At 58.1% G+C, this 16925-nt stretch carries 17 protein-coding genes and 1 pseudogene; 13 read left to right on the plus strand and 5 right to left on the minus strand.

What is annotated here, in order from left to right:
- Window positions 1-5: 5 nt before the first annotated feature.
- From argJ to BLL42_RS20175, 3 genes are all read left to right on the plus strand, one after another.
- Window positions 6-1223, plus strand: a complete 1218-nt coding sequence (gene argJ / locus BLL42_RS20165; RefSeq protein WP_071553653.1) for a bifunctional glutamate N-acetyltransferase/amino-acid acetyltransferase ArgJ — start codon at window positions 6-8, stop codon at window positions 1221-1223.
- Window positions 1224-1332: 109 nt separating this feature from the next.
- The gene (locus BLL42_RS20170) at window positions 1333-1965 is read left to right on the plus strand and encodes a glutathione S-transferase family protein (protein WP_071553654.1); all 633 of its coding nucleotides are present in this window, start codon (window positions 1333-1335) and stop codon (window positions 1963-1965) included.
- Window positions 1962-2906 (plus strand): Nudix family hydrolase, encoded by a 945-nt coding sequence (locus BLL42_RS20175; protein WP_071553655.1) that lies wholly within the window; start codon window positions 1962-1964, stop codon window positions 2904-2906. Before BLL42_RS20170 ends, BLL42_RS20175 begins: the two co-directional genes overlap by 4 nt.
- Before the next feature lie 111 nt (window positions 2907-3017).
- Here BLL42_RS20175 and BLL42_RS20180 read toward each other — a convergent pair whose 3' ends face one another.
- The 3 genes from BLL42_RS20180 to BLL42_RS20190 are packed head-to-tail and all read right to left on the minus strand — an operon-like array spanning window position 3018 to window position 6601.
- Window positions 3018-3599 carry a cob(I)yrinic acid a,c-diamide adenosyltransferase gene (locus BLL42_RS20180; protein ID WP_071553656.1) on the minus strand — a complete coding sequence of 194 codons (582 nt, stop codon included), beginning with the start codon at window positions 3597-3599 and terminating at the stop codon, window positions 3018-3020.
- A 2-nt stretch (window positions 3600-3601) separates the two neighbouring features.
- Window positions 3602-5638: a sensor histidine kinase gene (locus tag BLL42_RS20185; protein ID WP_071553657.1), complete on the minus strand. Its 2037-nt coding sequence runs from the start codon at window positions 5636-5638 to the stop codon at window positions 3602-3604.
- A 45-nt stretch (window positions 5639-5683) separates the two neighbouring features.
- Window positions 5684-6601 (minus strand): putative 2-dehydropantoate 2-reductase, encoded by a 918-nt coding sequence (locus BLL42_RS20190; protein ID WP_071553658.1) that lies wholly within the window; start codon window positions 6599-6601, stop codon window positions 5684-5686.
- Between the two features lie 142 nt (window positions 6602-6743).
- On the opposite strand from BLL42_RS20190, the gene BLL42_RS20195 reads away from it, so the two are divergent.
- Both BLL42_RS20195 and BLL42_RS20200 read left to right on the plus strand, forming a co-directional pair.
- On the plus strand, window positions 6744-7229 hold the full coding sequence (locus BLL42_RS20195) for a YajQ family cyclic di-GMP-binding protein (RefSeq protein ID WP_019693270.1): 486 nt from the start codon (window positions 6744-6746) through the stop codon (window positions 7227-7229).
- A 135-nt stretch (window positions 7230-7364) separates the two neighbouring features.
- Window positions 7365-8201, plus strand: a complete 837-nt coding sequence (locus BLL42_RS20200) for a mechanosensitive ion channel family protein (protein ID WP_071553659.1) — start codon at window positions 7365-7367, stop codon at window positions 8199-8201.
- Between the two features lie 239 nt (window positions 8202-8440).
- On the opposite strand, the gene BLL42_RS20205 is transcribed toward BLL42_RS20200, so the two are convergent.
- Window positions 8441-9793 carry an OprD family porin gene (locus tag BLL42_RS20205; protein WP_071553660.1) on the minus strand — a complete coding sequence of 451 codons (1353 nt, stop codon included), beginning with the start codon at window positions 9791-9793 and terminating at the stop codon, window positions 8441-8443.
- Between the two features lie 930 nt (window positions 9794-10723).
- On the opposite strand from BLL42_RS20205, the gene BLL42_RS20210 reads away from it, so the two are divergent.
- Together BLL42_RS20210 and BLL42_RS20215 are read left to right on the plus strand one after the other, a co-directional pair.
- Entirely contained in the window at window positions 10724-11149 is a 426-nt protein-coding gene (locus BLL42_RS20210; protein ID WP_071555807.1) for an HIT domain-containing protein, read from the plus strand.
- A gap of 3 nt (window positions 11150-11152) precedes the next feature.
- Window positions 11153-11359 carry a SlyX family protein gene (locus tag BLL42_RS20215; RefSeq protein WP_071553661.1) on the plus strand — a complete coding sequence of 69 codons (207 nt, stop codon included), beginning with the start codon at window positions 11153-11155 and terminating at the stop codon, window positions 11357-11359.
- Window positions 11360-11455: 96 nt separating this feature from the next.
- Here the strand turns inward: BLL42_RS20215 and BLL42_RS30880 are convergent, their stop codons facing one another.
- Window positions 11456-12058 carry a cold-shock protein gene (locus BLL42_RS30880; RefSeq protein WP_071553662.1) on the minus strand — a complete coding sequence of 201 codons (603 nt, stop codon included), beginning with the start codon at window positions 12056-12058 and terminating at the stop codon, window positions 11456-11458.
- A gap of 267 nt (window positions 12059-12325) precedes the next feature.
- Here BLL42_RS30880 and BLL42_RS31110 point away from each other — a divergent pair.
- The 6 genes and pseudogenes from BLL42_RS31110 to ruvC form a co-directional block, all read left to right on the plus strand.
- Window positions 12326-12418 (plus strand): annotated as a pseudogene (locus BLL42_RS31110) (DNA starvation/stationary phase protection protein); the annotation flags it as partial.
- A 287-nt stretch (window positions 12419-12705) separates the two neighbouring features.
- Window positions 12706-13053, plus strand: a complete 348-nt coding sequence (locus tag BLL42_RS20225; protein ID WP_071553663.1) for a ribbon-helix-helix domain-containing protein — start codon at window positions 12706-12708, stop codon at window positions 13051-13053.
- Between the two features lie 180 nt (window positions 13054-13233).
- Window positions 13234-13455, plus strand: coding sequence for an FmdB family zinc ribbon protein (locus BLL42_RS20230; protein ID WP_010457489.1), 222 nt, complete (start codon window positions 13234-13236; stop codon window positions 13453-13455).
- 108 nt (window positions 13456-13563) lie between these two features.
- Window positions 13564-15339, plus strand: a complete 1776-nt coding sequence (gene aspS, locus BLL42_RS20235) for an aspartate--tRNA ligase (protein WP_071553664.1) — start codon at window positions 13564-13566, stop codon at window positions 15337-15339.
- 131 nt (window positions 15340-15470) lie between these two features.
- Entirely contained in the window at window positions 15471-16217 is a 747-nt protein-coding gene (locus BLL42_RS20240; RefSeq protein WP_071553665.1) for a YebC/PmpR family DNA-binding transcriptional regulator, read from the plus strand.
- Window positions 16218-16384: 167 nt separating this feature from the next.
- The gene (gene ruvC, locus BLL42_RS20245; RefSeq protein ID WP_019693260.1) at window positions 16385-16909 is read left to right on the plus strand and encodes a crossover junction endodeoxyribonuclease RuvC; all 525 of its coding nucleotides are present in this window, start codon (window positions 16385-16387) and stop codon (window positions 16907-16909) included.
- The last annotated feature ends 16 nt before the right edge of the window (window positions 16910-16925 follow it).

Consider the following 16925-nt stretch of genomic DNA (forward strand, 5'->3'; position numbering starts at 1 on the left):
CTTTCATGGCTGTTGGTCTTGGTCCTTTGCCAACGTTGCACCCGGTTGCCGGTTTTGAACTCGGTATCGCTTCGGCCGGCATCAAGCGCCCCGGGCGCAAAGATGTCGTGGTCATGCGCTGCGCTGAAGGTTCCACGGTCGCTGGTGTGTTCACGTTGAACGCGTTTTGCGCGGCGCCGGTGATTCTGGCCAAACAACGTGTTCAAGGCCCGGTACGTTACCTGCTGACCAACACCGGCAACGCCAATGCCGGTACCGGTGAGCCTGGCTTGGTTGCCGCCGAGCGCACCTGCGCCAAACTGGCTGAATTGACCGGCGTCGACGCCAGCCTCGTGCTGCCGTACTCCACCGGCGTGATCGGTGAACCGTTGCCGGTCGAGAAGATCGAAGGTGCGCTGCAAGCTGCCCTTGACGACTTGTCGGAGAATAACTGGGAGGCCGCAGCCACCGGGATCATGACCACCGACACTCTGCCAAAGGGTGCGAGCCGGCAGTTCCAGCATGAAGGCGTGACCATCACCGTCACCGGTATCAGCAAAGGTGCCGGCATGATTCGGCCGAACATGGCGACCATGCTCGGTTACATCGCCACCGACGCCAAAGTGTCCCGCGAGGTGTTGCAGAACCTGTTGCTGGACGGCGCCAACAAGTCGTTCAACCGCATCACCATCGATGGCGACACCTCGACCAACGATTGCTGCATGCTGATCGCCACCGGTAAAGCCGCACTGCCGGAAATCACCTCTGCCAGTGGCCCACTGTTCGCGGCGTTGAAGCAGGCGGTGTTTGACGTGTGCATGGACGTGGCCCAGGCGATTGTTCGCGATGGCGAAGGCGCGACCAAGTTCGTCACCGTTGAAGTCAACGGCGGCGGCAATCACCAGGAGTGCCTGGACGTCGGTTACACCGTGGCGCATTCGCCATTGATCAAGACCGCGCTGTTCGCCTCCGATCCAAACTGGGGTCGCATCCTGGCGGCCGTTGGCCGTGCCGGCGTGCCGAACCTGGACGTGAGCAAGATCGACGTGTTCCTGGGTGAAGTCTGCATCGCCAGCCGTGGTGCCCGCGCCGAGACTTACACCGAAGCCCAGGGCTCGGCGGTGATGCAACGCGAGGAAATTACCATTCGTATCGAGCTGGGTCGCGGCGATTGCAGCGAAACCATCTGGACCACCGACCTGTCCCACGAATACGTGAAGATCAACGCCGAATACCGCACGTAAATCATAGCGGGCAAGTCATGCTCCTGTAGGCGCGGGGGGGACGCCGAGTCCTTGCCCGCGATGGAGGCCAAAAGACTCCCGCTGTTACCCTCATACAAGGCGCCCGAACATGAGCTACCACCTGATTATCGGCGACAAACTGTATTCCTCCTGGTCGCTGCGCGGCGCTTTGGCGCTGGAACTGGCCGGCGCGACTTACACCGAAGAGCTGATCAAGCTGAACCAGGCGGATACCCGTGAGCGCCTGCTCAAGCATTCGCCGACTGCTAAAGTCCCATTGCTGAAAACCGAACACGGGACCATTGCCGACTCGTTGGCCATCGCCGAGTACCTGGTTGAGCGTTTCCCGAATGCCGACCTTTGGCCGAAGGACATCGCCGCCCGTGCCCAGGCACGCTCGGCGTGCGCGCAGATGCACAGCGGTTTTTTTGCCATGCGCGGCAACATGCCGTTTGATCTGAGCCACGATGCGCCACTGTCGCCGATGCCGCCTGAAGTGCAGGTGGAAATCGAGCGGATGCTGGCGTTGTGGGCTGAATGCCGCGCCGTTGCAACCGAAACCGGTCCGTTCCTGTTCGGTGCTGTGAGTCTGGCGGACGCCTTCTTCGCGCCGATTGCCGTGCGCTTGCGTACTTATCGAGTGGCGCTGCCGGCGGTTGATGCCGCCTATGTCGAAGCGATTTACCAATGGCCAGCCTTCATGGCCTGGCAGAAAGCCGGTTTAGAGGAAATAGTGCGGTGAAACGAGTTCATGTAGCGGCGGCTGTCATCCGTGATGCCAGCGGCAAGATCCTCATCGCTCGACGCGCCGATACCCAGCATCAGGGCGGCCTGTGGGAATTTCCCGGTGGCAAGGTCGAGGACGGCGAAGCGGTGCAAACCGCATTGTCCCGCGAGCTGCAGGAAGAGCTGGGTATTGTGGTCAGTGCCGCTCGGCCATTGATCAAGGTTCAGCATGACTATCCAGACAAACAGGTGTTACTGGATGTCTGGGAAGTCTCGGCGTTTACCGGCGAACCCCATGGTGCCGAAGGCCAGCCTCTGGCATGGGTGACAGCGCGCGAGCTGAAAGACTACGAGTTCCCGGCCGCCAACCAGCCGATTGTGGCGGCTGCGCGTCTGCCAGGCGAATACCTGATCACCCCGGAAGGTCTGGAAACGCCGGCCCTGCTACGCGGTATTCAGAAAGCCATCGCTGGCGGGATCAAGCTGATCCAGTTGCGCGCGCCTAATGGCTATGACCCGCAATACCGCGATCTGGCGGTGGACGCCGTGGGTTTGTGTGCCGGCAAGGCGCAACTGATGCTCAAGGGTCCGTTCGAGTGGTTGGGAGATTTCCCGGCCGCCGGTTGGCACATCACCGCCGCGCAACTGCGCAAATACGCCAGTGCCGGGCGTCCGGTGCCTGCCTCGCGCTGGTTGGCGGCGTCCTGCCACAACGCTGAAGAGCTGAGCCTGGCGGAGCAGATGGGCGTGGACTTCGTCACCCTGTCACCGGTTCAGCCGACCCAGACTCATCCGCACGCGCCACCACTTGGCTGGGAGCAGGCCTCGCAGTTGATTGCAGGGTTCAGCAAACCGGTGTTTCTGCTCGGTGGGGTGGGGCCTGCCGAACGGCAAAAAGCCTGGGAAGCAGGCGCGCAGGGCGTGGCGGGGATTCGGGCGTTTTGGCCTGAGGCCTGATTCTGCGGTGTAGCTAGATCTCCCGTAGGAGCAGCCTGCGGCAGCTCCTACGGGAGAGTTGGCGGTCATCAGAGATGTGTAGGGCTTCACAGGCGATGAAAGCCTTCCTGACTAAGCCTTGGGTTTGGCTGCCGCCTGCCACAAAATCTCGGCAATCCCCTGACGCTTGGCAATCAGCCGAGCCGCGACAAACAACAGGTCCGACAAGCGATTGATATACGCCAGGCCAACTCCGGTCAACGGCTCCAGCGCGTTCAATTGCTGACAGCGTCGCTCGGCACTGCGTGCCAGGCAACGGCAGATGTGGGCGTGGGCAATCAAGGCTGAACCGCCGGGCAGAATGAAGTTCTCCAGCGGCCCCAGCTCCTCGTTCCAGGCATCGATCACCGTTTCCAGGCGTTCGACTTCTGAAGCATTCAAGGCCTGATACACCGGCATTGCCAGTTCACCACCCAAATCGAACAACCGGTGCTGACACGGCTCAAGCACTTCGATGACTTCGGACAGGCCAGGATGTGCGTGGCGTTGCTCGGCCAGCCCGGCCAACAACAATCCCAACTGACTGTTCAGCGTATCGACTTCGCCGATGGCCTCGATGCGTGGATGGTCCTTGGGTACGCGGCGACCGTCGCCAAGCCCGGTTTCACCTGTGTCGCCGGTGCGGGTGTAAATCTTCGACAAGCGAAAGCCCATGCTTAGCGCTCCAGTTGTTTGAGTTCGTAAGAGGCGAGCGGGGTGCCCGCCAATGGCAGGCGCAAGGTGATGCAGGTGCCTTGGCCGAGGGTCGATTGCACTTCCATCTGGCCCTTGTGATTGTTGGTGATGATGAAGTACGACACCGATAGCCCGAGGCCGGTGCCCTGGCCGATCTCCTTGGTGGTGAAGAACGGTTCGAAGGTGCGTTTACGCACGTTCTCGCTCATGCCCACGCCATTATCTTCCACCTGGATTTCTGCCCACGGCGGGTTCAGTCGGGTGCGCAGAATGATCCGTCCCGGCTCACGGTCGTCTTCGCGCTGGTGAATGGCCTGGGCGGCGTTTTTCAGCAGGTTCAGCAGCACTTGTTCCAGTTCGTTGGCGGTGCCTGGCACGGGCCCCAACTGCGGGTCGAACTGACGAGTGATGGCCTGGCCCTTGAAGTCGAAGCCGATGGCCAGGTCGAAGTCATTGCCGGCGATCTCCACGGCTTGATCGATCAGCGCCGGCAGATCGCACGGGGCCATTTGGCGGTTGCTGCGACGACTGAAACTGAGCATGTGGGTGACGATCTTCGCCGCTCGGGCGCCGGCCTGTTGAATGCCATCGAGCAGTTGCGGCACTTCGCGGTTTTGCAGGTAGCGATTGACGCTGTCCAGCTCGATACCGACCTGTTCGGCGGCTTCGATGTTCTTCGGCAGGTCGGTCGACAAGCGCCGGCGAATGTTCTGCACGTTATGCAGGATTGCTCCCAGAGGGTTGTTGATTTCGTGGGCCATGCCGGCTGCAAGGCCGCCGACCGAGAGCATCTTCTCTGACTGCACCATCATTTCTTCCAGGGACAGGCGCTGGGTGATGTCGTCGATCCGGATGACCACGCCGCGCCCGGCACCGCCCATCAACGGATAAAAAGTCAGTGCGTAATGCTTGGGTTCGTCGTCCTTGACCCAGGTGACGCGCTCGATCTTGACCACGCTGTGCTGCTCGACGGTTTCCTTGAGCTGCGGCAGGAAAGGTTTCAGCGGTTCAAAGGCGAGGAAGATCGGCTGGTTCAGCGCTTCGTCCAGGCGCGTGCCGGAAAGTGCGCTGGCTTCCTGGTTCCATTGGGTCACGTAGAGCTGTTCATCCAGGGCGATCAGCGCCGAAGGCATCGAGTCGATGATGCTGTTGAGGTAGTTCTGAAAACCGGTGAGTTTCTTCTCGATCTTGCTCCGCACCTGGACTTCGAGCTCCAGCTTGCGGTTGGTATGACGGGTTTCTTCGGCCAGACCCTGGGCCTGGTCGTAGGCGGCCTGGGAGTCGTCCCGCGCGCGCTTGAGTTGCTGCTCACGGGCTTCGATGCGCGAGAGCATGGTGTTGAAGGCTTCGGCGAGGCTGCCGATTTCGTCGTGGTTACCGCGAGACGCACGCAAGGCGTAGTTTTCTTCGCGAGTGACCTGCCGGGATAATTCTTCGAGTTCATGGATCGGCCGGGTAATCAGGCGTTTGATCTGCCGGGCAATCACCAGCCACAGCAGCACGCTGAAAATCAGAATGCCGAGGCTGGCGGTCAGGGTGCCGGTGTAGAAAGCCATCGGCAATTCGCTGCTGGCCACCAGCAGCAGATGGCCCGGCGCTTCGCCCGGGCGCAGCAGGGTGATCAACTGATTGCTGCGAAACTCGGTGGCCTGCCAGGCCTCGATATGTCGATAGTGTTCGGGCAGCTTGAGTTTATCGCCGTGCTGCACCTGCGCCAGGCGCAGGCCTTTGCCGTCATACAACGCCGCGGCTCGCAGCGGTGAATAGCTGTTGAGTTCGTTGAGTAGCCTTTGGGCTTCGTCTGGGGAGTTGAGCGCCTGGGCGGCGATTGACGGGTTGGCCACCAGCCGGCCGATGGTCTGCAAGGCCTGCGGGGCCATGCTTTCCTGGGAGATCCAATAGGCGGCGCTGATAAAGGTCAGGTTGGCCACCAACAACACGGTGGTCAACAGCACCAACAGGGCGGCCAGCAGTTTCTGGCCGACCGGAAGGTTTTCAAGGCGCTGGCGCAATGGCATCGGGGTCGTCGCTAAAGAGGAACAGGAAGGCAGCGTAGCCGCTGCTCAGTTGCTGGGCAATCCGCGCGTGTGCAGGTGCGTGATCAGCCGCTGCTGCAATTGGTTGAGGTGCGGCAGTACCAGTTGATGCCTCGATGCAACGGCGCAGGCGTGCCCGAGCAAGTAGCTGATCTCGGTTCGGCGTTGATTGGCGACGTCCTGGTACATCGACGAGTAGTTGGCGGCTGTCGCTTGAATCACCCGCTCGACTTCCTGCTGCAGGTTGTGTGCGGCGGCGGGCTGACCGCAACGCTCCAGCAACTCGCTCAGCTCGGCACAGAGGGTGGCGACCTCGCACTGGTGGTGTTGCAAGCCGCCGTTGCGGCAGTCATGCAGTACCGACAGGGGGTTGATCGCGCAATTGAGCGCCAGTTTGCGCCACAGACGGGTCAGGATGTCTGTGCTCCATTCGTGAGGAATGCCGGCGGCGCTCAGGTCATCCAGCCAGATCGGTGGGGTAGGGTGGCTGGCATCGCCGAGCCAGGTGTACCCATGGCCGGCAAACACCACGCGCCAGTCGTCATCGCGAAACGCGCCTTCGGTGCTTGAGGCAAAGATGCAGCGCGCCTGCGGGACACGTGCGGCTACCGCGTCCTGGCTGCCGAGGCCGTTCTGCAACAGAATCAGCTCGGCGTTGGGTGCAAGACGCGGTGCCAGTTGCGCCACCGCGCTTTCGGCGTCGTAGGCTTTGCAGGCCACGAGCAAGCGGTCTATCGGACCGCCGCTGTCGACAGTCTCGCCGGGAATCGCATAGTGCTGCGCTTCGCCCTGTTCGACCAAGGTCAGCCCACCGGCGGCCTGATAGGCCTGCAATCGCGCTGTGTCGCGCAGAATCAGTTTCACCGGCAGGCCAGCCCGTGCCAGACGCGTGGCCCACAGGGTGCCCAGACTGCCAGCGCCAAGGACGTGCCAGGTGGTCGACATCAGTTTTTTGCTCGGATTGGCAGGCGCATGTGAGGCTCGCAGCGTAGGAAGGTAAAGACCCGTTATAATCAGCGCGGATTTTAACCGCAAGCCAGGCGTGTTCCATCGCTATTGAGCGCGCCCTTTTTATTGGAGAGATTACATGCCGTCGTTCGACGTGGTATCCGAACTGGACAAACACGAACTCACCAACGCGGTCGAGAACGCCGTCAAGGAACTCGACCGTCGTTATGATTTGAAAGGCAAGGGCAGCTTCGAGTTCAAGGAAAAGGACCTGACTGTCAATCTGACCGCCGAGGCCGACTTCCAGCTTGAAGCGATGATCGAGATCCTCAAGCTGGCACTGGTCAAGCGCAAGATCGATGTGCAGTGCCTTGAGGTAAAAGACGCCTATGCTTCCGGCAAGCTGATGAAGCAGGACGCCGTGCTCAAGGAAGGCATCGACAAGGAGCTGGCGAAGAAGATCGTTGCTCACGTCAAAGACGCCAAGCTCAAGGTCCAGGCGGCCATCCAGGGCGAGCAGGTACGGATCACCGGCAAGAAGCGTGACGACCTGCAAGAAGCCATTGCGGCACTGCGCGCCAAGGAATTTGGCATGCCGCTGCAGTTCAACAACTTCCGCGACTGATCAGTCTTCAGGGAACCTCCGGGCGTTATTGACGTCGGAGGCCCATGTAACGGCAGAAACGATTGAGCCCTACCGGTTCGATCTTTCTGCCGCTCAGTTTTTACGTGCCGGGTAGCCGGGAATCAGGAGAGACAGATGGACATAAATGCTGAAGTGGACAACCTGGTCAAGGCTTCCCAGGCCTGGATCCCGATGATCATGGAATACGGCAGCCGTGTGCTGCTGGCGGCCATTACCCTGGCCATTGGCTGGTGGCTGATCAACAAGCTGACCCACAAGGTTGGCAAACTGTTGGCGCTGCGCAACGCCGATCTGGCGTTGCAGGGGTTTATGAGCAGCCTGGCGAACATCATCCTCAAGGTGCTGCTGATGGTCAGCGTTGCGTCGATGATCGGTGTTGAAACCACCTCGTTCGTGGCGGCCATCGGTGCTGCCGGTCTGGCGATTGGTCTGGCGTTGCAAGGCAGCCTGGCGAACTTCGCTGGCGGCGTGCTGATTCTGTTGTTCCGTCCGTTCCGTATCGGTGACTTCATTGAAGCTCAAGGTACCGCAGGTACCGTCGACAGCATTCAGATCTTCCATACGATTATCCGTACCGGCGACAACAAGACAGTTATCGTGCCTAACGGCGTTTTGTCCAACGGCATCATCACCAACACCAACCGTCAGTTGACCCGTAAAGTGGTATTTGACGTGGCTGTGAATTACGACGCTGATTTGCAGAAGGCGCGTGAGGTGTTGCTGGAGCTGGCCAAGGATGAGCGCGTGTTGGCCGATCCTGCGCCGGTCGCGGTAGTGTCTACCCTGGGTGATAGCTCGATTACGGTTTCCCTGCGCGTCTGGGTGAAAACGGCGGACTACTGGGACGTGCTGTTCAAGTTCAATGAACACTCCCGCGATCGTCTGAAGGCGGCAGGTGTTGATATTCCGTTTCCACAGCGTGTGATTCGCATGGTTCAGGAAACTGCATAACACGTACTGATCATTGGGCCTTGTGGTCAAGTTTCGGTGGCGAACTCAAGGGGCGATAAGCCCCTTGAGTGTTTTTACAGTCTGCTGTTGTGTTGTGCTGAAACCGGAATAGAGTGCTGGCTTATTATTAGCTGGCTATTTATCTATGTTTATTTCATGGCGTTATAAAGCACGCACAAAAAAAGGCCCATCAGTGATGGGCCTTTTTTATATCAACCGAACAACTGTAGCCGTAGCGATTACAGGATGCTGATTGGGTACTCGGTGATCAGGCGGAACTCGTTGACGTTGATATCGCCATCGTCTGCATTGCCGCGGTGCCAAGCCTGGCGTGCACGGAAGGACAGGTCTTTCAGAGGACCAGCCTGGACAACGTACTTGGCTTCCAGGTTAGTTTCGAAGTGCTTGCCATTTGCGCCGAACGAATTGTTAGACTGACTATTAGCATAGATGCTGTTCTGGTGGGTACCGTCGATGCCAGAACCATGTACATAACGGGCCATGAAGCTCAAGCCTGGTACGCCGTACTCAGCCATCTTCAAGTCATAACGTGCCTGGTAGGATTTCTCGCCAGGACCGTTGAAGTCAGAGTACTGAACGGAGTTGGCCAGGAAGATCGAGTCGCCGCCGCGGTTGTTGTCGCCCACACCGACGTAGTCGAATGGTTCATCACCGTGGACCTGCTGGAAGGCCAGAGTAACGGTGTGCGCCTTCAGGAAGGAGTAGGCAGCTGCCAGCGAGTAGGCGGTGTTATCGATTTTGCCTGCTTTCGCTGCACCGGTATCGTTTGTCTGATACAGGTTGAAGTCGAAGTTCAAGGACTGGTCAGTCGCCAACGGAAGGGTGTAGTTCGCGTTGGTGTAGTACTGGTTCCAGGTGTCTTTGAACTTGGCGCCGTAGAGGGAAACGCTCAGGTTCTCATTGATGCCGTATTTACCACCCACGTAATCGACGCTTTCAACCTGCGTGCCGCCGTACTGAGTCCACAGGTTGCCCTGGAGCGAGGTTTTATCCTGGCTGCTGCCTGCGTAGAAGTGACCGGCTTCGAGATCGAGGTCTTTGACTTCGCTGCTCTGCAGTTGGAAACCGCGAGCGGTCTGTTGGAACAGACGGCTGCCGCCAACGGCGAATACTGGAGCGGTGCTAGGCGACTGGTCACCAAATTTCAGCTCGGTTTTGGAGATGCGAACAGCTACTGCCGCGCCCGCTTTACCCATGCTGTCGTTGACTTGTTTATTGCCAGAGTTGTCCTGGCCGACGCTCATGTTGCCCGTGCCCGAATGCCCGTCTGAACCGTCCAGTCTATAGCCGGCATCGCCGAAGCCTTCAACACGAACACCAACAGTACCTTGGGTATAGCCCGAGCTGAATTTGCCCAGTACGCCTTGGGTCCAGTCGATCTGGTCGTCGTGTTTTCCGTCAATCTTGTCGCGGTTGAAGTAGTAGTTCTTCAGTACCACGCCAGCAGAGGCGCCTTCAACGAAACCTTTTGCGTCAGCCTGGTCGGTTACAAACGGGTCGGCCATAGCGACTTGGGCGCCGGTAGCTGCGGTAACAGCCAGGGCGATCATGCTCCACTTCATCACGCGCATCGTGATTTGCTCCTTTGGTTTTTAGAAGAGTACTGCCGTCCCACCTGATTTATTATCTGGGCGGCTCTTTCTTTTTGGGTCGGCGCAAACTTATATCACGCCGACAATGTTGGCGATACTTGCGTATCTAACCTTTCAGCTTCTTTACGGCCCTGTCGCAAAATGCGCTGTAGAGGTCGTATTTCCATAAGTTTTTTGCCTGCGGACTGACTACATCAGCGTTGTGTTCCAAGGCTTCAGCATCAGAAAAAAGAAATCCCTGTCGTACACTTGAATCTCCCTGGGCAGCCATGCCGCTATTGTTATGAGCCTTAAGGTTCCGACTTCCAGCGGATGCCTTATAGACGATGTGTGTATGAATGCAACAAGCGTGCACAAATCGGCTTTTTGTAGCCGATTTTTTAAAAAACCACGGTATGAATTACCGAAACCGCATAAAACCGGGGCTTTCAAGGCCGATTTGTTTGAGCTTGACGCCGTGGTTCTTCTGGTGTTGCACCATCAAAGAGCATGGGTAACAGCACACAAATGTTACTGGTCCACCCTCGCGGGTGAGTAGACGGCGGATGCTCGACGGTTTCAGCGTAGACGCACTGTGCGGATTTGGTGCAAAACTTTTTCAAAGCTGTACGAAATTCGTACAGTGAAAACCTCGAACTCAGGTCTACATCCGCTGGTAGGTCGTTGATTTTTTGACGAGGTGCAGGGGGGGGCTGGTGCTGAATTGGTGCGTCGAGAATGAAAGTGTTCATTGCTGGGGCGCTCGTGCGTTGAGCGTTTGTATCGGGTCGCCTGGCTCGGAGGCTGTGCGCCAGTTTTTTCGCAGTGATCCGTGTGGCGTTCGCGGGTATGCTGCTGTTATATACGGGCGATTAGCCTTCGGGGCTGGGCGCTAAACTGAGTCTCATGAAAAGTGCGGGAGTGCGCGCGGTGTTCGCCTTAGATCCACGACTTGAACAAGACACCCTGCCGATTGGGGATTTCCCTCTAAGTCGGTTGTTGCTGTCCAATGATTCGAATTACCCCTGGTTCATCCTGGTGCCGCGTCGTGAGGATGTCAGCGAGTTGTTTCAACTGGATGTCGCCGACCAGCTGCAGTTGTGGCGGGAAACAACAGAGTTGGCCGAAACGCTCAAGGATTCGTTCGACGCCGACAAGTTGAATGTCGCGACCCTGGGGAATGTTGTCAGTCAGCTACACATGCATGTCATTGTGCGTAAGCGCGATGATGCCGCCTGGCCAGCCCCGGTTTGGGGCAAACACCCGGCCAAGCCTTACAGTGTCGACGAAGTGACCTTCATTCGTGAACGGCTGCGTTCGGTTTTAACCAATGACTTCACGTTTCTGGAGGGCTGAATCATGAGCCTGGAAGAACGCGTTACCGAGCTGGAAAGTCGTCTGGCGTTTCAGGATGACGCTATTGAAGCGATGAATGATGTGCTGGTGACGCAGCAGCGAGTGGTCGAGCGCTTGCAGTTGCAAATGGCAGCGTTGCTCAAGCGCCAGGAAGAGATGGTTGGTCAGTTCGAGTCTTTCGAAGAAGAGGCTCCGCCGCCGCATTATTAAGTGCTGGCCGAGGTAACTGATCGGCAGGCAATAAAAAAACCGCGATGCAGCCAGGCTGCATCGCGGTTTTTTGTTGCGCAGGGAGTGGTGCTGAAATCAGCGGCGCGGCAAAGCGGCGATCACGTCTTCAGCTTGCAGGCCCTTGTCACGGTTCATGACAGAGAACTCCACGCGCTGGCCTTCGACCAGAACGCGGTGACCTTCACCACGGATTGCACGGAAGTGCACGAAAATATCGTCTCCGGAATCACGAGAAATGAAGCCGAAGCCTTTGGAGGTGTTGAACCACTTGACGGTGCCGGTATCACGATTGGTCATATCGTAATTTTGCGTAGCGGCGGCAGGAGAGGATTTATAAAAGCTGATGGCCAGGTGCAGAAGTACGGCGATCAGGGCGACGATGAGGCTAAGCAGAACGGCTGGCTGACCACCAATGACCGGTATCGGTGCGAGGAGGGTCAGGGTTTGCAGGACAACGGCAAGCACCAGCAAGGCACTGACCAGATTTTGCAGTTGGTGACGTGGGCCTTTGTTCCAGTAAGGGATAACCGGAGCGAGGGTCAGGTTGAGCAAGCCGAAGAACGCCAGGTACAGCGCGTCAGGTTGTTGCAGGTAAGGTACGGCTTCGGCTCGCAAGCTAGGGATGAAGGACAGCAGCAGAGCCACTGCGCCCGTTAGCAGGTGGACGATTTTCAACATTTTGATTGACTCACGTTAAGACGGATCACAAGGAAGAGCTGATTGAGCACGGTTCGCTTCTGAACAATGGGAGGCGCTGGACACGTACCCGGCATCAGCCTATGCGCTGCACCCAGGGAAAAAGAGGCAGCGACACGCCTCTATTTAACAGCAAAGCCCTGGCCTTCTCAAATCAAGTGCAGACGGCGCGGAGGGGCGAGGGATCGACGGTTTGTGCTGTGCTCTCCGCAGGTGTCACCTGAAGGCTTGTTCTAGAGAGTCCGATCAGTTTTTTTGGCCTGCCGCCTTATGTTTGAAGAGCAAAATAATGAGTTGGCGTTAGCGGTGGATCTAATTGCCGAGTACCTGATGGTGCCCGGACGTCGCCGTCACTGCTTCTCCCGTCTTTGAGGCGAAAGGCTCCTTTGATGGGGCGATGTCCGAACCTTTTTCGGCTTCTTTCGCTCTGCGGTTTTGAATTTTCCTGCGCTGAAATTCTGCTTTATAGACAGATGTAGGACCGTGTTAACGGTCTCCCTGCAGTTGTTGGCTTGTCCTACGTTGATGGTCATAAAGTCATCTGGATAATCACTGTCCGCTTGCGTTTCTATAAGGAAATAGAGGGTTTCTCTAATTGAAATCAAGTATGACAAAGGAGTGTCAGCGGTATGAATCGAGGAATAGGGCAAGGGATAAACGACGTCGCCGGGTTTCAAGGTGTCAAGCAAGAAGCAAGGAGAGATCCTTTTGTTCGGGAGTTTGATATGGGGTTGGCGCAGCCATTGTCCCGATCGGTGCGTTTGAATGGGTTTGCCACCTGTTTGCGTCTTGAACAGGTCTATTGGGACATTCTGACCAGGATGGCGAAAATCAATTGTTGCTCGGTGAGTGCGTTGCTTTCCTACGTTGATAGAGAGGTGCACCTGCGTCATGGCGGGGTAAAGAATTTCAGCGGGCTGGTCCGGGTGGTGTGTGTTGTACACAGTTTGAATGAGGACGCCTGTAGCGTTGAATGACGTGCCGCTACGTGATGGGAACGGCTCGGTTGGTCAGGCGTCGTGTCGTCGGCGGATCCGGATGAGCGTGCGCCTGTGCAGTGTTACGGCTGCACAGGCTCGATTTAATGGATATAATCCCGCCCTTTGCCGCGAAACCCAACGTTTGCGCGGTAATAATCTGATTGCCGAGACAACCCCATGCCGATGTACGACTATCAATGTGCTTCCTGTGGTCATCAGTTGGAAGCCATTCAGAAGATCAGCGCAGCACCGTTGGTCGACTGCCCTGCCTGCCAGGCACCCGAACTGAAAAAGATGCTGTCCATGCCAGGTTTCCGCCTCAGCGGCACCGGCTGGTACGAGACTGATTTCAAAACCGGTTCGAAGAAGAATCTGGCCGGCGGCGACAAAGCTGACTAAGTTGAACGACACGCGCGAGTTCTTGCATCATCAGGCGCCTTATTCAAGTGCGGTGGTGCGGCAAGGCCTCCAAACGAATTTCGAATTACGAGAAGTGAAACCACTACCATGATGCGCAGCCATTATTGCGGCCAACTGAACGAAAGCCTGGAAGGTCAGGAAGTTACCCTTTGCGGATGGGTCCACCGTCGTCGTGACCACGGCGGGGTGATTTTCCTCGATATCCGTGATCGTGAAGGTCTGGCCCAGGTGGTGTTCGATCCGGATCGCGCCGAAACCTTCGCTGCCGCCGACCGTGTGCGCAGCGAATACGTGGTCAAGATCACCGGTAAGGTGCGTCTGCGTCCAGCCGGCGCCGGTAATGCCAACATGACGTCGGGCATGATCGAAGTGCTGGGCTACGAGCTGGAAGTATTGAACGAAGCGGAAACCCCGCCGTTCCCGCTCAACGAGTTCTCCGACGTTGGCGAAGAAACCCGTCTGCGTTATCGCTTCATCGATCTGCGTCGTCCGGAAATGCTCGAGAAGCTGCGTCTGCGTTCGCGCATGACCACCAGCATCCGTCGCTACCTGGACGAGAACGGTTTCCTCGACGTCGAAACGCCAATCCTGACCCGTGCGACCCCGGAAGGTGCGCGTGACTATCTGGTGCCGAGCCGTACTCACGCCGGTTCGTTCTTCGCTTTGCCGCAATCGCCACAGCTGTTCAAACAGCTGCTGATGGTCGCCGGCTTCGATCGTTACTACCAGATCGCCAAGTGCTTCCGTGACGAAGACCTGCGTGCCGACCGTCAGCCGGAATTCACCCAGATCGACATCGAAACCAGCTTCCTCAACGAAGCCGAGATCATGGGCCTGACCGAAGGCATGATCCGCAACCTGTTCAAGGAAGTGCTGGGTCTGGAATTCGGTGAATTCCCGCACATGACCTGGGACGAGGCCATGCGTCGTTACGGTTCCGACAAGCCGGACCTGCGTAACCCGCTGGAACTGGTTGACGTTGCCGACCAGCTCAAGGAAGTCGACTTCAAGGTGTTCAGTGGCCCGGCCAACGACCCGAAAAGCCGTATCGCCGCTCTGCGCGTTCCTGGCGGGGCGAGCATGCCACGCAGCAAGATCGACGACTACACCAAGTTCGTCGGCATCTACGGTGCCAAGGGCCTGGCGTACATCAAGGTCAACGAGCGCGCCAAAGGCGTTGAAGGCTTGCAGTCGCCTATCGTCAAGAACATCCCTGAAGCCAACCTCAATGTGATCCTCGATCGCGTTGGTGCAGTTGATGGCGACATCGTGTTCTTCGGTGCCGACAAGGCCAAGATTGTCAGCGAAGCGCTGGGCGCACTGCGGATCAAGGTCGGTCACGACCTGAACCTGCTGACCTGCGAGTGGGCACCGATGTGGGTGGTCGACTTCCCGATGTTCGAAGAGAACGACGACGGCAGCTTCACCGCCTTGCACCACCCGTTCACCGCGCCGAAGTGCACACCAGAAGAGCTCGAAGCCAACCCGGCGACCGCGCTGTCCCGCGCTTATGACATGGTACTGAACGGCACCGAGCTGGGTGGCGGTTCGATCCGTATCCACCGCAAGGAAATGCAGCAATCGGTCTTCCGTCTGCTGGGTATCAGCGAAGCGGAACAGGAAGAGAAATTCGGCTTCCTGCTCGACGCCCTGAAATATGGCGCGCCGCCGCACGGTGGCCTGGCTTTCGGCCTCGACCGTCTGGTGATGCTGATGACCGGCGCCCAGTCGATCCGTGAAGTGATCGCCTTCCCGAAAACCCAGAGCGCTGCCTGCGTCATGACCCAGGCGCCTGGTCTGGTCGACGCCAAGGCACTGCGCGAGCTGCACATTCGTCTGCGCGAACAGCCTAAGGCTGAGTAAGACTGAGCACCCTGGCACATCGATCGATGCGCCAGGGTGTCAAATCCAGATTGTGTTGCCCGCTCGCCTTCATGGGCGTGCGGGCATTGTTTTAAAGAGAATTGTTTTAAAGAGAATTCGGAGCGAGTGTAATGGCGGGTCATTCCAAGTGGGCGAACATCAAGCACCGCAAAGAACGTCAGGATGCCAAGAAGGGCAAGATTTTCACCAAGTGGATTCGTGAACTGACTGTCGCGGCCCGTCAGGGTGGCGGTGATCCGGGCTCCAACCCGCGTTTGCGTCTGGCGCTGGACAAAGCCCTTGGCGCGAACATGAGTCGTGACATCATCGATCGTGCAGTTGCCCGTGGTGCTGGCGCTGCTGACACCGACGACATGGTCGAGCTGAGCTATGAAGGTTACGGTCCGGGCGGCGTAGCGGTGATGGTCGAGTGCATGACCGACAACCGCAACCGCACCGCGGCGGCTGTCCGTCACGCGTTCAGCAAATGTGGCGGCAACCTGGGGACTGACGGTTCGGTGGCTTACCTGTTCGAGCGCAAGGGGCAGATTTCCTTCGCGCCGGGTGTCGACGAAGACGCGCTGATGGAAGCCGCCATGGAAGCCGACGCCGATGACGTGGTCACCCACGAAGACGGCTCGATTGACGTGTTCACTTCGTTCGCTGGCTTCTACTCGGTTCGTAACGCCCTGGAGGCTGCCGGCTTCAAAGGTCATGACGCGGAAATCGTCATGCTGCCGACCACCAGTGCCGAACTGGACCTGGAAGGCGCTGAAAAGGTGCTCAAGCTGATCGACATGCTCGAAGACCTGGATGACGTGCAGAACGTTTACTCCAACGCCGACATCCCGGAATCGGTGGCCGCACAGCTCGGCTGATTTATTCAAGATCGCAGTCGTCGGCGGCTCCTACGGTTTACGCTGTACAGGTAGGCGCTGGCGAAGCCTGCGATCTTTTGATTTTCAGAGAAAAAGATCGCAGCCTCCGGCAGCTCCTACACCGTTACCGTCAGGCGCAGGCCTCACTCTCTAAACCCGCAGGCGTTATGACTTTAATTCTTGGTATCGACCCCGGTTCGCGCATTACCGGTTACGGCGTGGTACGCGATACCGGCCGTGGCTGTGTGTACGTGGCCTCGGGCTGTATTCGTACCGGCAGCGGCGAGTTGCATGAGCGGCTGCAAATTGTTTACCGCGGTGTGCGTGAAGTCATCCAGACCTATGGCCCGGTCACCATGGGAATCGAAAAGGTCTTTATGGCTCGCAACGCCGACTCGGCCCTGAAGCTGGGCCAGGCTCGCGGCGCCGCCATCGTCGCCGGTGCCGAAGAAAACCTGGAAATCGCCGAATACACCGCCACCCAGGTCAAGCAAGCAGTGACGGGGACGGGCGCTGCGAACAAAGAGCAGGTGCAGATGATGGTCATGCACATGCTGAAACTGACGAGCAAACCGCAAATCGATGCCTCGGACGCCCTGGCAATCGCCATTTGTCATGCTCACACCCGTTCCAGCCTGTTGCCTCATGGCTTGGGGACGGCTCGCAGTCGCGGCGGTCGCCTTCGCCTCTGATCTGATAGCATCAGCC

Source organism: Pseudomonas frederiksbergensis (assembly GCF_001874645.1).
Taxonomy (GTDB): domain Bacteria; phylum Pseudomonadota; class Gammaproteobacteria; order Pseudomonadales; family Pseudomonadaceae; genus Aquipseudomonas; species Aquipseudomonas frederiksbergensis_B.

What these genes read in the sequence shown, in the direction of transcription:
- argJ (WP_071553653.1), top strand. Translation starts at nt 6, where the DNA reads ATGGCTGTTGGTCTTGGTCCTTTGCCAACGTTGCACCCGGTTGCCGGT.
- BLL42_RS20170 (WP_071553654.1), top strand. Translation starts at nt 1,333, where the DNA reads ATGAGCTACCACCTGATTATCGGCGACAAACTGTATTCCTCCTGGTCG.
- BLL42_RS20180 (WP_071553656.1), bottom strand. Translation starts at nt 3,599, where the DNA reads ATGGGCTTTCGCTTGTCGAAGATTTACACCCGCACCGGCGACACAGGT.
- BLL42_RS20185 (WP_071553657.1), bottom strand. Translation starts at nt 5,638, where the DNA reads ATGCCATTGCGCCAGCGCCTTGAAAACCTTCCGGTCGGCCAGAAACTG.
- BLL42_RS20190 (WP_071553658.1), bottom strand. Translation starts at nt 6,601, where the DNA reads ATGTCGACCACCTGGCACGTCCTTGGCGCTGGCAGTCTGGGCACCCTG.
- BLL42_RS20195 (WP_019693270.1), top strand. Translation starts at nt 6,744, where the DNA reads ATGCCGTCGTTCGACGTGGTATCCGAACTGGACAAACACGAACTCACC.
- BLL42_RS20200 (WP_071553659.1), top strand. Translation starts at nt 7,365, where the DNA reads ATGGACATAAATGCTGAAGTGGACAACCTGGTCAAGGCTTCCCAGGCC.
- BLL42_RS20205 (WP_071553660.1), bottom strand. Translation starts at nt 9,793, where the DNA reads ATGCGCGTGATGAAGTGGAGCATGATCGCCCTGGCTGTTACCGCAGCT.
- BLL42_RS20215 (WP_071553661.1), top strand. Translation starts at nt 11,153, where the DNA reads ATGAGCCTGGAAGAACGCGTTACCGAGCTGGAAAGTCGTCTGGCGTTT.
- BLL42_RS30880 (WP_071553662.1), bottom strand. Translation starts at nt 12,058, where the DNA reads ATGTTGAAAATCGTCCACCTGCTAACGGGCGCAGTGGCTCTGCTGCTG.
- BLL42_RS20225 (WP_071553663.1), top strand. Translation starts at nt 12,706, where the DNA reads ATGAATCGAGGAATAGGGCAAGGGATAAACGACGTCGCCGGGTTTCAA.
- BLL42_RS20230 (WP_010457489.1), top strand. Translation starts at nt 13,234, where the DNA reads ATGCCGATGTACGACTATCAATGTGCTTCCTGTGGTCATCAGTTGGAA.
- aspS (WP_071553664.1), top strand. Translation starts at nt 13,564, where the DNA reads ATGATGCGCAGCCATTATTGCGGCCAACTGAACGAAAGCCTGGAAGGT.
- BLL42_RS20240 (WP_071553665.1), top strand. Translation starts at nt 15,471, where the DNA reads ATGGCGGGTCATTCCAAGTGGGCGAACATCAAGCACCGCAAAGAACGT.
- ruvC (WP_019693260.1), top strand. Translation starts at nt 16,385, where the DNA reads ATGACTTTAATTCTTGGTATCGACCCCGGTTCGCGCATTACCGGTTAC.